At 34.3% G+C, this 14,641-nt stretch carries 13 protein-coding genes and 1 pseudogene; 9 read left to right on the top strand and 5 right to left on the bottom strand.

Annotation, left to right across the window (positions count from 1 at the left end; genetic code table 11):
• Positions 1-702 precede the first annotated feature (702 nt).
• Together ACJ5GX_RS04750 and ACJ5GX_RS04745 are read right to left on the bottom strand one after the other, a co-directional pair.
• Positions 703-2,229: an acyl-CoA carboxylase subunit beta gene (locus ACJ5GX_RS04750; protein WP_007302285.1), complete on the bottom strand. Its 1,527-nt coding sequence runs from the start codon at positions 2,227-2,229 to the stop codon at positions 703-705.
• A gap of 124 nt (positions 2,230-2,353) precedes the next feature.
• On the bottom strand, positions 2,354-3,178 hold the full coding sequence (locus ACJ5GX_RS04745) for a hypothetical protein (protein WP_052264874.1): 825 nt from the start codon (positions 3,176-3,178) through the stop codon (positions 2,354-2,356).
• A 135-nt stretch (positions 3,179-3,313) separates the two neighbouring features.
• Here ACJ5GX_RS04745 and der point away from each other — a divergent pair, with 135 nt between their 5' ends.
• The 6 genes from der to lpdA all read left to right on the top strand — a co-directional run bounded on the left by der (position 3,314) and on the right by lpdA (position 9,277).
• On the top strand, positions 3,314-4,639 hold the full coding sequence (der, locus tag ACJ5GX_RS04740; protein ID WP_007302288.1) for a ribosome biogenesis GTPase Der: 1,326 nt from the start codon (positions 3,314-3,316) through the stop codon (positions 4,637-4,639).
• Between the two features lie 258 nt (positions 4,640-4,897).
• A complete protein-coding gene (locus ACJ5GX_RS04735) occupies positions 4,898-5,197 on the top strand; it encodes a hypothetical protein (protein WP_007302289.1) in 300 nt (99 codons plus the stop codon).
• Between the two features lie 41 nt (positions 5,198-5,238).
• Positions 5,239-5,796, top strand: a complete 558-nt coding sequence (locus ACJ5GX_RS04730) for a hypothetical protein (RefSeq protein ID WP_230440386.1) — start codon at positions 5,239-5,241, stop codon at positions 5,794-5,796.
• Between the two features lie 98 nt (positions 5,797-5,894).
• Positions 5,895-6,386, top strand: coding sequence for a disulfide bond formation protein B (locus ACJ5GX_RS04725; protein ID WP_012481943.1), 492 nt, complete (start codon positions 5,895-5,897; stop codon positions 6,384-6,386).
• Positions 6,374-7,252 (top strand): aminoglycoside phosphotransferase family protein, encoded by an 879-nt coding sequence (locus ACJ5GX_RS04720; RefSeq protein WP_052264875.1) that lies wholly within the window; start codon positions 6,374-6,376, stop codon positions 7,250-7,252. The genes ACJ5GX_RS04725 and ACJ5GX_RS04720 overlap by 13 nt, the downstream gene beginning before the upstream one ends.
• Positions 7,253-7,891: 639 nt before the next feature.
• A complete protein-coding gene (lpdA, locus tag ACJ5GX_RS04715) occupies positions 7,892-9,277 on the top strand; it encodes a dihydrolipoyl dehydrogenase (RefSeq protein WP_052264876.1) in 1,386 nt (461 codons plus the stop codon).
• A 1-nt stretch (position 9,278) separates the two neighbouring features.
• On the opposite strand, the gene ACJ5GX_RS04710 is transcribed toward lpdA, so the two are convergent.
• Positions 9,279-9,638 carry a hypothetical protein gene (locus ACJ5GX_RS04710; RefSeq protein ID WP_052264877.1) on the bottom strand — a complete coding sequence of 120 codons (360 nt, stop codon included), beginning with the start codon at positions 9,636-9,638 and terminating at the stop codon, positions 9,279-9,281.
• A gap of 73 nt (positions 9,639-9,711) precedes the next feature.
• Between ACJ5GX_RS04710 and ACJ5GX_RS04705 the strand changes: the two genes are divergently transcribed.
• Positions 9,712-10,734 (top strand): UDP-N-acetylglucosamine--N-acetylmuramyl-(pentapeptide) pyrophosphoryl-undecaprenol N-acetylglucosamine transferase, encoded by a 1,023-nt coding sequence (locus ACJ5GX_RS04705; RefSeq protein ID WP_052264878.1) that lies wholly within the window; start codon positions 9,712-9,714, stop codon positions 10,732-10,734.
• Here the strand turns inward: ACJ5GX_RS04705 and gshB are convergent.
• The gene (gene gshB, locus ACJ5GX_RS04700; RefSeq protein ID WP_052264879.1) at positions 10,719-11,645 is read right to left on the bottom strand and encodes a glutathione synthase; all 927 of its coding nucleotides are present in this window, start codon (positions 11,643-11,645) and stop codon (positions 10,719-10,721) included. The genes ACJ5GX_RS04705 and gshB overlap by 16 nt on opposite strands.
• 63 nt (positions 11,646-11,708) lie before the next feature.
• On the opposite strand from gshB, the gene bcp reads away from it, so the two are divergent.
• A complete protein-coding gene (bcp, locus tag ACJ5GX_RS04695; RefSeq protein ID WP_052264884.1) occupies positions 11,709-12,176 on the top strand; it encodes a thioredoxin-dependent thiol peroxidase in 468 nt (155 codons plus the stop codon).
• Positions 12,177-12,184: 8 nt separating this feature from the next.
• Entirely contained in the window at positions 12,185-13,264 is a 1,080-nt protein-coding gene (recF, locus tag ACJ5GX_RS04690) for a DNA replication/repair protein RecF (RefSeq protein ID WP_007302298.1), read from the top strand.
• A gap of 15 nt (positions 13,265-13,279) precedes the next feature.
• On the opposite strand, the pseudogene ACJ5GX_RS04685 reads toward recF, so the two are convergent.
• Positions 13,280-13,981, bottom strand: a pseudogene (locus ACJ5GX_RS04685) (amino acid kinase family protein); the annotation flags it as partial.
• Positions 13,982-14,641: the final 660 nt, after the last annotated feature.

Genomic DNA, 14,641 nt, shown 5'->3' with positions numbered 1-14,641 from the left:
GTGTACATTTTTAAGCTTAATGTTTGCCATAAATAAAACAGGACATTGAAGAAGTGTAAGTAATTACGATTAAGCAAATATAATTTATTGCTAAGTAGGTGATAAGGATAATTTTAATTATCTCTTTAAAACTTTACTCTTCCCATATTATTGAACACCTTATAATAAAGACTGAGAAGAAAGTTACAAAGGATTGTATATTCTTATCATCATAGCGCTGTTACTACAGTAATAACACTAAGAATAACTATAAGTTTCTTTGAATGATAGTTGAATTTTGATTGAAATTTTGAGGCTATAAAAACCGCAGGTACCAGTTGGTTTTTATTAGCTAAAGTAAACGTCAAATATCTGGAATTCTGGACATAAAATCCTCCTTTGAAAAAAAAGATTAGAAAAAAATGCAATGCACATACGACAGAAATTAAGTATGTGTGTATGCACCCACATACGCTGAAGAGGATACGCTACATTTTTTTATGAGTTTGATTGTTTAATAAAAAAAAGTCTGCAGACAAAGATAAATTTTTGAGCTCTAAAAGTATCTCTAATTGTCATTATAATCAGATTTAGAATATGCGGAAGTAATTTTTTAGCTATAAGAATATATTATAGAAAAAAGGAACCCAAAAGTTAGCGTTATTGGTAATCCAACTTGGTGTAACGGCACTGTAGACCTTACAATAAAGACTGAGAGTAAAGTTACAAAGGAAGATTATCATGCTTCTTCCATATTCTTTCTACTTTCTTGTTTTTAAGTAGCTCTAATGCTTTGTGAAAGTGATGCCTTGTTTTACTTGGCACTATAATGTCATCAATGTATCCATGTGATGCAGCAAAAAATGGATTAGCAAATTTCTCTTTATATTCTTTGATTAACGTTTGCTGGTCTTTTTCATGCCTAAATATAATTTCAACTGCACTTTCAGGTCCCATTACAGCTATTTCAGCGGTTGGCCAAGCATAATTTATATCACCTTTTAGATGTTTCGAATTCATGACAATGTATGCACCACCGTATGCCTTCCTGGTGATCAAGCTAATTTTCGGCACGGTCGCTTCAGCATAAGCGTAAAGCAGTTTCGCTCCGTGTTGTATTATATTATTGTATTCTTGATTTGTACCTGGCAGGAAACCTGGAACATCAATAAGTGTGATGATGGGAATGTTAAATGCGTCACAAAATCTTACAAACCTCGCAGCTTTTCTTGAAGAGTCAATATCCAAGCATCCTGCAAGGTGCATAGGTTGATTTGCAACAACACCAATAGTATTTCCTCCAATTCTGCCAAAGCCAATTATGATGTTACGGGCAAAATCGGGTTTTAGTGCAAAAAATTTCCTTTCATCACACACCTTTTCAATAAGTTCATACATATCATAAGGAGTATTAGGATTACTAGGAACTAGAGTGTTCAAAGATTCATCAACATCATCAATTAAGTTGCAGATTGGTACAGATTTCGTTGACTCTTGATTATTTACTGGTAAAAAGGTAAGGAATTCACGGATTCTCAGCAGCATTTCAACATCGTTATTGAACGCAAAATCTGCTACTCCTGTTTTGCTTGTATGAATTTTTGCTCCACCAAGATCTTCGTGGCTTACATCTTCATAGGTAACTTTTTTCACTACATCTGGTCCGGTTATAAACATGTATGAGCTATTTTTTACCATGAAAATAAAATCGGTTAGCGCTGGAGAGTAAACTGCACCGCCAGCACATGGGCCCATGATTAGAGAGATTTGTGGTATAACGCCTGATGCATTTACATTCCTTTGAAAAATTTCTCCGTAACCAGCAAGGGAATTTACTCCCTCTTGAATTCTAGCTCCACCAGAGTCGTTTAGTCCGATAATTGGAATCCTGGCATTAATTGCCATATCCATAATTTTGCATATTTTTTTTGCATGTGATGCACCAAGTGATCCACCAAAGACAGTGAAATCCTGAGAATAAACAAAAACTTTTCTGCCATGAATAGTACCATGGCCAATTACAACTCCATCACCTAAAAAATCAGCATTTTGCATGCCAAAATCAGTTGCGTGATGCTTCACAAACTTATCATACTCTTGAAATGAATTTTCATCGAGCAATATACTCAGCCTTTCTCTAGCGGTTAGCTTTCCTTTTTCATGTTGCTTGTTAACTCTATCAGGACCTCCTCCTTTTTCGGCTTCTAATGTTTTGATCTTTAGAGTTTCTAGTATTTCAGAGTCTTGCATGTAGTAAAATAACTTTCAAATTGGTTGTAAACTTTATTGAGCTTACAAATCCTATTGATTATACACATACACCGTTACTGCATGCAACGGTGTATGTGTACGATAATTAATGCGCTAGCAATTTCTATTTAATATTTTGAGAATGCTGAGACTCACTAACATTCTGTGCACTTGCACTTGTTACACCTGTTGATGGATTAATTGTTATAACTTCTCTTTCAATTCCTTGTAAGTTTGAAGCCAATGAGACCAATTTTGCTAGAGTCATGTCATTATATTTATCCATCTTCTTATTCTCATAATAGCCAATTTTTATTTTTACAGCTTTGTTTTCCTCGAAGTCCTCAGGACTTATATTATCACTTAAATCAGTACAAAATACGTTACCATTTCCACTAATATTTAAAGCAATACTGCAATCTCTATCACCCACTTTCCAGTTAAATTTAATTATACAAGACTCATTTAGTATTTGATAAAGCCTTACACCATCATCACTTTGTGAAACACGCACCAACCTTTTATCTTCTGGAGATACCAATGTAAAAGCTCCAATTTTTGGATTACTATCCTTTAAGGCTTTACCAGGAAATGAGTTATCAAATTTTAACTCACCTCTGCCTTCTTTTAACGATACCCATGCAGTAAATGATTTATCTTCTTTTCCTCTCAACCTCACATCTATAGAATCATTACCTGTATATTCAGCAATTCCTTTTCGAATTACACTCAGAAATTTCTTAGTTTCTTCATCATTGTCACTCAAAAAAAGCTCCTTATTTTCATGTGACCGGGATGGATCATTGAGATTCTCCAATGCTTTAGCTAAAGTTATATAGTTATATATACGTGTCCTTTTGTTATAAGGTGTCCCTAATTTATAAATTTGAGGAGTTAATTGAGCAACTTGACCGCAATTCATTATTAAAGTTTCATTTGCATTATGCATAGCGCCTCCAATTCTACATAATAAACTTAAGATAAAATATCCTAATTTTAGGATAGGTATATAATCTATCAAGTTAATAGTTAAATTAAAAAATTTTGATTATAATTTACTATTTATAAAATACGCTCTTAAACTATGCTGAAAATAGTCATAATAGGCCTTCCAAATGCAGGCAAGTCAACTCTATTTAATAGGCTGGTGGGAAGAAAAGCAGCGGTAGTTAGTGACATTCCAGGAGTAACGAGAGATAGGCGTGAAGGAATTGGAAGAATTAGTGATTTAGAGTTTAAAGTTATAGATACAGGAGGATGGAATGACCAAACCAGTTTTTCACTACAAGTTATTGAACAAATAGAGTTTTCTTTGTCGAGTGCAGATGTAGTTTTCTTTCTTGTTGATGCAAAAGTGCAAAACGAGCAGAACAAAGAGTTTGCAAAGTGGCTGAAGAGAAAAACAAATAAACCTGTAATACTAATAGCAAACAAATGTGAAAGTCATAAATCGGAAAATGTTGATTATTTGCAGTTTTTCAATTTCATAGGTCCGGTATACATCTCAGCCGAACATAATCTTGGCATGGTTGATCTTTATGATGCATTAGCTGGTGTGATTGAAGGTCTTAGCGAAGGCACTGAGCTGCCTGAAAGTGAGTCCATTAGACTGAGGATTGCAATCATCGGTCGCCCAAACGTTGGAAAATCAACTTTTTTAAACAGTTTACTTGCAGAAAATAGACTAATAGTAAGCTCAGAACCCGGTACCACGCGTGACTCTGTGGATATTTCATACGACCATAATGGGAAATTAATCACTCTCATCGACACTGCGGGAATCCGCAGAAAGGCAAATGTTGTTGATAACTTAGAATCAAGATTTGTTGAAAAAAGTATAGAGTCAATAAAGCGCTCTCATGTAGTGATTTTAATGTTAGATTCCTTGCTTGGCATTGAGCAGCAGGATTTATCAATTGCTGAAGCTGCAATTAAAGGGGGGAAGGGAATTATCATTGTTTTAAATAAGTGGGATTTAATAGGTAAGGATGACAGAAGTAAGTTAATAAAATTTGTCAAACAACAGGAAGTGACTCGGTTATTTTTGGAAGTGCCAACTGTAACAATTTCTGCATTGAAAGGTATGCGCTGTGGTGATGTGATAGATAAGTGTCTTGAAGTGAGTGAATCCTTAAACAAGAAGATCAGCACTGCAAAACTGAATAATTGGCTAATAGATGCTGTGGAAAAACATTCTCACCCACTTATAAAAGGTAGAGAGATTAAAATGAAGTATATTGCTCAAATTGGCACCAAACCTCCAGCTTTTTCTTTGGTATGCAACGTCCCGGAAAGTGTTGATGAGAGTTATAAACGTTATTTGACTAATGGTCTTAGAAAAAACTTCTTTGTTGAAGGTGTACCAGTTAGATTGCTTTTGAAAAAGAATAAAAACCCCTATGTAAAGTAGATAATCTTGTTTTACTAATAATATACTTTTTTATCTTAGTAATATTATTAATAAGTAAATAATATTACTTAAATAAGTAGTTGATAAATTAATATTATATAGTAAAGTATTAACTTGTTTAGTACTTTTGCTATGAATTATAAAGGACAAGATTTAAGGCCTGGATCTCCACATACTTTCACGGTTGATACACCTTTAGTATTTCAGTAGCTTCCAAAAAGATATGGATACCCGATTCCAGAAAAATATTTGGAAAGATTGAGCAATTGGGCAAAAAGGGAAGATACGCGTGTAGTGAAATTAGTAATAAATGGATCTGGTTTTACTCCTACGCAACGTAAAGAGTTGGAGAATAAAATATCAAACAGAGAGTTTAACCCAAACAAAAACATAGAGCTTATAGACTTTAATGAGCTGGATTTAGGAGAGTATGAATTTAGCTTTCACTTACAAACAGATAAGAAAACAGAACTATCTAAATGTCCTTTATACACTGTATCTCAATATTTCAAAGATCTATACTCTATTCCAGAAAGTAAAATTTTGGTGTTGAGATAGACAGTATGCGTATATTTATGTTGTTGGTATTGAAATCTCCTATGATCTATTTTGATTTTGATATCTTACCTAAAGAAGATAAGAAAGTTGGTGAGATTCAGGCTGTGCATGGCTTTTTGGTTGCTGAAAATGACAGAAAAGGTTATGACTATGATGGTATAGCAAGTATTGAAAATGCTATCATTGCTCTAAGCTATGATGGTAGAGTAAAAATTATGGAAATTTACAATGAAGTAAAGAATAAGTTTCAAAAAGATTATCCTTTGTTTAAGTTATCAGAACATGAGATTTACAAAATTATGGAAGAGATAGTATATTTCACTCTTTCTAATGACGTTCTTCTTCTTATATCTAGCTATCAAGATTCTAACAAACGTTACAACAGACGTTTGGAAGAAGCAAGATTGCTTATGCAAGAAACATTTGGGTTTAAAACCAATGGAGGAGAAGTTGATACTCAATATGACAATAGCTGGACGAAAAACAAGGATGAATTGTATACCAAAGAAGAAATTGCAAAAATAGATAGTGATACTAGGGTTGTAACTAGTATGCAAACTAAATCAGTATCTAGCTGTGAATACATACATAGAGGCTAGATAAAAAAGTTATAGAGTGATATGTGTCGCTTTATAATTATATAGAACATTATTAAACAAAAGTTGACTTTTTCGGTTGTTGTGGTAATTCGTTAATTATGTCAGATATAAATAACAGTTCTACAATCTTTTTGCTGTCAAGTGCCGCTGCTCTGATTTTTGCATATGTGCTAGAGTATTTCTTCAATATGCTACCATGCAAGTTATGCATATACGAGCGAGTAGTTTACTATGTTACAGGGCTACTTGCAGTTGCGTACATGTTCAAAGACAACAAAATCCTAATCTATGCGATGTTTTGCAGCTATCTCATTGGTGCAATAATATCTTTTTATCATGTAGGTCTTGAACTCCACTTATTTCATGATGTTTTAGGCTGTACAGAGCAAGCAAGTGGTAACGTTAGCATAGAAGAGTTGAGAAATAATCTATTAAACCCCAATTACTCTCCGTCTTGTGACAGGCCTCATTATATTTTTGGTGTTTCATTAGCAACATGGAATCTTATTTATCTTATAGTAGCCCTGTTTGTATCAGGTAGGATATATTGTAAAGAAAGAAATTTAAGGCACAATTGGTGCAAAAAGTAGCAAGAGTAGATGCTGCATTTGTACACCGCTTAGTTGTCACCCAGTTTCCGCAATTTAAAGATCTGTCTATCTGCCAAATCGTGCCCGGTGGATGGGACAATAGAACATTTCGTCTGGGTGATCACATGCTTGTGCGTATGCCAAGCGCTGCAAAGTATGCAATGCAGGTGGAAAAGGAACAAAAGTGGTTACCCAGGTTGGCACCTTTACTGCCACTTTCAATTCCAAAGCCTTTGGCAATGGGAGAGTCGTGTGAGGGTTACCTATGGCAATGGTCTATTTACCAATGGATTGATGGCAACACCGCTGCATCTGTGCACATAGCAGATCTGAATAACTTTGCAACCAGCCTTGCTCAATTTCTCGCTGCTTTACAACGCATAGATACTACAGATGGGCCTCTTCCCGGACCACATAATTTCTATCGTGGAGGGGTACTAACAACCTATAATGCTGAGACAAAGCAAGCAATTGCCGTTCTAAAAGATAGAATAGATGCCAATGCTGCAATCGAGCTCTGGGAAGCAGCGCTAGCAAGCGCTTGGAAAGGTTTGCCAGTGTGGGTCCATGGTGACGTTAGCGCTGGCAACCTATTGGTGCAAGAAGGAAAATTGAGTGCCGTCATTGATTTTGGAGGATTGGGGATCGGCGATCCCGCTTGCGATCTAATGATTGCTTGGACGCTGCTTAGAGGAGAAAGCCGAAAAATCTTCCGTGCAATGCTTCCGTTGGATGCTAGCACTTGGACTCGTGGCCGTGCCTGGGCTTTATGGAAGGCTCTTGCTGATATTACCACAAACACGAACGCTGTCGAAGCTTGGCACACTATTAATGAAGTGTTTAGAGATTATAAACGCAATTCATAAAGTATATTTGTATGAACATTGTGATTTGAGAGCAATCTCCACTAGAAAGGATGTAATCTCAGTATTGAAATCCAGTTTTTTTATCAAAAAATTTTTTGTATAAGGAAGGTGTCATACTAGTCACAGCTGTACGAACATTGTGATTTGGGCTAAAAAGATGCGAGTAGCCCCTTCGGTGTCATCTTATGTTTTTGTCATCCCAGTGCCCAGATACTGGGATCCAGAACAGGTAATAAGAAGTGCTGGAATGACATCCTGAAATTTTAGCTACAAATATTAAGAAATTTACCAAATAGAAAAAAGGCAAAAGAATCCCCCAGTAGTGAGTTTTGACCCTATAATAATGTAAATTGGCGTTGTAATAATGTGCTAACGCTTATTTAAAGCGCGTTTTGGCTGAATGTAGAAAAAATAAAAAAAGACATGCAGCCGCTATAATTTTTTGTAATTTGCCAATAAATATCTGAGTTTTTTACTGAATTTTGTTGTTAAATCTGCAGAGATTAAAAACAAGGATAAATACTCTTATTGATATGATAAGGAACGTGGGAAGGTTTGTCAAGTCGCTTCTATACACCTGAGCATTGATCATACGGGTTCCATCTGTTATATATAGTCTTTTGCACACGAAAAAAACTGATGAATGAGTATGATATTACAGTTATAGGCAGCGGTCCTGGTGGTTATATAGCAGCAATTAGGGCGGCGCAGCTTGGGTTTAAAACTGCAATTGTTGAAAAGGAGGAAAATTTGGGTGGTATATGCTTAAATTGGGGATGTATACCAACAAAATCGCTACTTAGAGCGTCTGAAGTTTATAGATTAATAAGAAGATCAGAAGAATTTGGCATAAAAGTAAAGGATACAAGTTTTGATATACAATCAATAGTGAAATATTCAAGGAACGTTGTTGATAAGCTATCAAGTGGTGTTGAGTATTTGATGAAAAAAAATAACATCAAAGTCCATCAAGGCTTCGGTAAACTTGCAGGTAATCGTACTATAAAAATTCTTAATGACAAAAAGGAGGAGGAAATTTCTTCCAAGCATATCATTTTAGCAACAGGTGTAAGGGCAAGAAATCTTCCTGGAATCGAAGTAGATGGAGATTTAATATGGAATGCGCAGCACGCTATGACTCCAAAGAAGTTACCAAAATCTCTACTAATCATAGGTTCTGGTGCGATAGGAATAGAGTTTGCAAGTTTTTATAGTACTTTGGGAGTTGATGTAACAATTATAGAAGTAAAAGACACTATTTTGCCGCTGGAAGATAAAGATATTTCAAATTTAGCACAAGAAATATTCACAAAACAAAGGATAAAAATATATACAAACAGTAGCGTAAAAGCTTTGACTAAAAATAAAGACTTTGCTCAAGTGTTACTAAGTAGTGGTGAGAGCAAAGAATTTGATAGGGTGATTGTTGCAGTTGGCGTGCAAGCAAACACTGAAAATATAGGTTTAGAAAATACAAAAATTAAGTTGAGTCCTTCTGGTTTCATTGAAACGAATGAGTGGTATGAAACAAGTGAATCAAGTGTGTATGCAATAGGTGATGTAGCTGGTCCCCCATGTTTAGCGCATAAAGCAAGTCATGAAGCTGTAATCTGTGTTGAGAAAATTGCCGGTAAAAATGCTCATAAGTTAAAAAAAGAGTGCATACCAAATTGCACTTACTCTCATCCGCAAGTAGCAAGCGTTGGCCTTACTGAGGAACAGGCAATAAAAAGTGGATACGATATAAAAGTAGGAAAATTTCACTCCAACTTTAATGGTAAATCTATTGCACTAAGTGAAACTGAAGGTTTAGTGAAAACAATTATAGACAAAAAAACAGGCGAACTTCTGGGTAGCCACATGATAGGTGCGGAAGTAACAGAGTTAATTAGCAATTTTGCTCTTGCAAAGCAACTAGAAGGAACAGACTTCGACATAAAATCTACGATTTTTCCTCATCCAACCATTTCAGAGATGATACATGAGTCAGTACTTGCTGCAGATGGTGAATCGCTGAATAGTTGAACTAACGTTCTATCGTTTTGGAGCTACAAGTATCCTGATTAGGCGATTCAATTCTAATAGATTGATTACCAATATCAGATTTTTCTAACTTTTCTTTTAACCCTTCAGCTGCTTCTTTCACTTCAAGCTTTTTTTCCTGATTAAGATCCTCTGGGCTTTTTCTTTTACTGTCTAAACCTTGTTGTCTATCAATATTTTTATTGAGTTGTTCTTGCTGAGGTAGATCAACAACTGAGTTAAAAAGAGCTTTTATTATGTTTTTTAATAAACCTCCGCTTCTGCTTTGCTCTTGAGGCTTATTTTTTACGTTAGATTCTTTTTTACTGTCACTACTTTTAGGCATTTTTAACTCAACTATCATAAAGCTTGATAAAATTTTACATGCAAAGTATTAAAAAATAATTAACAATCTATTATCAAATTACTACTTACAGATGACTATTATTCTAGCAACAGGCGGTACAGGTGGGCATGTTTTTCCAGCTATAACCTTAGCAAAAGCACTAAAGGTACAAGGGCACAATTGTATATTATTCACTGATCAAAAAACCATCAATATAGAAAGTTATATTTTACCATTGTGCAAGCCAAGTGGCAACAAATTGAAGTTTCTCTTTTTGTTAATGTATAGTTGTGTATTAGCACTGTATCAAACGAGAAAATTAAAACCAAAGCTAATCATTGGTTTTGGTAGCTACGCTTCTTTTCCAACTCTTCTTGCAGCAAAGATTCTTTCTATACCTATAGTTTTACATGAACAAAACACAGTTTTAGGGAGAGTAAATAGATTCTTTTTCAAGAGTGCAAAATTAATTGCAACTAGCTTTCCAGAGACTAAGTATGCAGAAGGTAGTAAATGCGTTTTTACAGGAAATTTTGTCGATATAGAAGCACAAGGCTATTCTAGAGCTGAAACAGTTTTAAACGTGTTAATAATAGCAGGCAGTCAGGGTGCAAATTTTTTTGATGATGTAGTGAGCAGCGTAATTTGTGATCTACCTGTTGAAGTAAAAGAGAGGATTAGAGTAACGCAGCAATGTACGAAGAAAAATATAAACAAGGTCAAGAGTCTATACAAAAGTGAAGGAATTGATTGTGAGTTAAGTGAGTTTTTCGATGATATGGAAAATAAGCTGGCCAATGCTCATTTGGTAATTAGCAGAGCGGGGGCAACTTCAATAGCAGAGATTACTCTTGCTGAGCGTCCTGCTGTATATATTCCTTATCCTCACTCAAAAGATAACCATCAATTTTATAATGCAAAACATATTGAAGATTCGGGAGCAGCTGTAATAGTTGAGCAAAATAGTAACGCGAAAAAGAATCTAGGAGAGTTGCTAGTTGATTTATTGCAAAATTGTCAAAAATTGCGTGATATGGCTAATAATACTAAGAAAACAAGAATAAGGAATGGAGTTACTGAATTTATTAAGGCAATAGCTCAAGAACTTAGTTGACGAATTGCTTTTTCTTCAAATGCATCCCATAGTTCTTTTTCTAGTGATTTACTATACAACTTATTGATATAAACTACTCCCGTAGGCGAAGTTGTGTTAATTTCAAGAAGGAAGTCATCTATAATATCAATACCAACAAATATTAGCCCTCTTTTCTTTAGCTCAGGACCGATTTTATTACATATTTCAGTGTCTCTATCATTCATTTCAATAGATTCAAAACTTGCTCCAAGCCTCATATTTGTTCTGATTTCTCCGCTAGACTTTGGAACTCGCTTCATTACTCCTATTGGCTTTCCATCCAGTAGCAGTATTCTTTTATCTGTATTTATCTTTTTACAAAATGCTTGTGCAATTACAGGACATTCATATTTTGCAATCATGAGATCGACTACCACTTGAATGCTATTTTGGTCTTGTATTCTTATTACGTCATTTCCTCCATAGCTATATAGTGGTTTCAAGATGATATCTTGATAGTCGTGACAAAAATTTCTAATCATCGATATATTTTCAGTGATCAAAGTTGGAGGAATTAGCTCTAGAAATAGTGAAGTAATTAATTTTTCAGGACAGTTTCTTATTTCTGTTGGATTATTTATTACTAACGCAGTAGTCTTTTCTAAGATATAGGTTGTTGTAATGTACCGCATATCAAATGGTGGATTCTGTCTGATAAATATGATATCCATTTCATTTAGGTTGATTACTACATCCTCTTTTGAAATGAAGCTACAATCATCAACGCTGACTTTCTGAGCAAGGGCAATTGGCTGATTTAACTTGAGTGCTAAATTATTAGGTACATAAACAAAAATTTCGTACCTTCTTCTTTGCGCTTCTTTTATTAATGAAAATGTAGTATCAGCTTCAAAATTTATACTTTCATCCATCTGAAAAGCTACTTTCATTTATCCTCCCTTCCTATTACAATATAATATAGTACCATAAAAGTGTTAATAATGGAGCAAAGTATGGAATTAACAATAAGAAATAATGCACCTGATTTTAGCTTGCCAACAGATTCTGGTGAGATTTTATCACTGAGTGAATTTTTTGATAAAAAAAATGTAGTTCTTTATTTTTATCCTAAAGACGATACTCCGGGCTGCACAATGGAGGCAAAAGGCTTTAGAGACAATATAGAAAATTTCTCTTCTTTTGACACAGTGATAATTGGTGTATCAAAAGATAGCGTTAAGTGCCACGCTAACTTCAAAGCAAAATATTCTCTGCCATTTTCTTTAGTTTCTGATGAAAATGCTGAAATGTTGGAAAAGTATGGTGTTTGGGTAGAGAAAAGTATGTTTGGCAAAAAGTATATGGGAATAGAGCGCACTACTTTTTTAATAGATAAAAAAGGTAAAGTAGTGAAGATCTGGAAAAACGTAAAAGTTAGTGGACATGTTGATGAGGTTCTAGAAGAAGTAAGGAGAATATAAATTAAAGAATGACTACCCATTGCTATATAAAAAAACTGAAATTATATAACTTTCGTAGTCATTCAAACTTTGAACTGGATTTAGATGATAGACCAGTTGTAGTAACTGGCAAAAATGGTATTGGAAAAACTAATATACTTGAAGCAATCTCATTGCTTGCTAAAAGCAACGGAATGAAAAAAGCAAAAATCAATGAGATGCAAAATAGGCGCAGTAATGAAAGTTGGGTAGTGTATTATGATTTTTTCAATGGAGCAGAGCTTAACTCAATTGGTATAGGAAAGAATCTTAATAAGAAATTAATACAAATTGATGGGAAAACGCAGTCAAGCTACTCATCTTTGTATAGAATATCTAATGTAATATGGCTAATTCCACAAATGGACTATATTCTTCTTAATTCTCCAAGTGACAGGTTAAAATTTTTAGACCGTATAGTTTCACTATTTGAAGAAAATTACACCTATTGCTACATGAAATATAGAAAAGCTAAGCATGAGCGAAGTAAATTGCTTAGAGAGAATATTTTGGACGAAAGTTGGCTCTCTAGTCTTGAAAACGTCATGGCTACCAATGCAATTGATATTTTACGTATGCGATCATCTGTTTTAAAGATATTACAAGACACAATTGATAACCATTCTTGTGAGTTTTTTCCAAAGGCAAGTTTGAAATTTAGCAGTCAGCTAACTTTGAACGATACTGCAGAATATTTTCAGAATCGTCTAAAGGAAAACAGAGAAAAAGACTCATTAACTGGTAGAGTAACCTTTTCTGTACATAATGATAATTTTTGGGTTTTTTGCCAAAAAGGGGACATGCCAATAAATCTTTGTTCTACTGGAGAGCAAAAGCTATTACTGCTTTCTATCATCTTATCTAGTGTAAAAGCAAGGTGTATTCATTACAATAAAGCACCTCTTCTTCTGCTTGACGATATAATGTCGCATCTGGATAAAGATTACAGAAAGGTGTTAATGGAGGAGGTGTTAAGCATTCAATGTCAAACTTGGATAACCGATGTAAATCAAGATAATTTCAATAACTATCTTTGCTCTTTCAAGTTTTTTGAATTATCAAGTAAATAAATTTCAAGCGTGCTGTCATACATCAAGCTCATATTCGGTATGTAAATCTCTAATTAAAGCCTCAGCGTGTTTTTTTTGAACAACTATACTGATCTTGATTTCGGACATTGTGACAGCAAGTATTTCTATCTTTTTTTCGCTTAAAACCTTGAGTGTGCGATACATCACTTCAGTGTTAGACATAACACCAATACCAATTATTGAAATTTTAGCTATATTATTGTTTACGACATAATTTTCATTTTTGTTCAATAACTTTGTCATTAAATCAACATCAAATTTAGAAATCAAAAAGCTTGACCCATGTATCATGTCAACTTTAACGTTTGCTCCTGCTATATCTCTTAAAGTATCCAGAGTATTTGCAAAGTTAGTAAAAGTTACAAGAGCTTCGTGAGTGCTATAAGTTATTCCAGTAATTAAGTATCTTTCCAGTACATCTTTTTCGTGTAGTACTGTAGTGCCTTCTACTTCCTCAAAAGTGGATAACACTTGCACCTTAATATTATGCTTCATTGCAAGTTGTACTGAACGATTATGCAATATTTTAGCACCAGATGACGACATCTCCAATATTTCATTGTAAGAGATAGATTTAAGCTTGCGTGCCCTTGGAACAATTTTTGGGTCTGCTGTATATATTCCGTCAATATCAGTAAAAATTTCACAAGTCCTAATACCAAAGACTACAGCAAAGGCAATTGCTGAGATATCAGATCGATCATCCCATGAATCTGAACAACTTTCACCAAAGAACTGAGGTCGGAATATTAAATAAGTTGATTTCCCATACAAAATGACTGGAAGATTTTGTATGGCCTGGTTCACCCTTTAAAATATTTGCACATCTTATATTTATACATCTTGCATATATATTTTGCTCGAAGTGCTGCTAAATTATACTCCGCACTTTCAATTACATATTGCATATTATTCGTCTTTGAACATAAACGGATACAATATTTCTCAACATGTTATTGGTTTATTGCTTTTACGTCGTATTTCTGAAACATAAATAATGTGCCATTTGAAATGCAATAACAATATTCAATTACTCTCAATGGCAAATAAAATATGGATCGATCTATTTCTTAATTGCTATGGCAATGCAAATCTGGGTAGCAATTTCTTACAAATTCTTGAAATTGTATTCGATGATCCATGAATGTAACCTAGTAAATTTTAGAAAGAATAAATACACTAGCTAACAGAATACAAAAGCATTTCTTTCGATGTCAATACATTAATGCGTTTTGCAGTTGGCATATTTTTTGCACATATTTCATGCATTTCGCCTGTAGGATCGATCCTTCAAACCAGCCAATGACAATGCGGGATGAAAATTATTTTCAGTTAGAAACCCTAAAAACGTCATCT

Source organism: Wolbachia endosymbiont of Tuta absoluta, assembly GCF_059414725.1.
The sequence above is the reverse complement of the archived record's forward strand: the minus strand, read 5'-3'. Positions and strand labels throughout refer to the sequence as shown.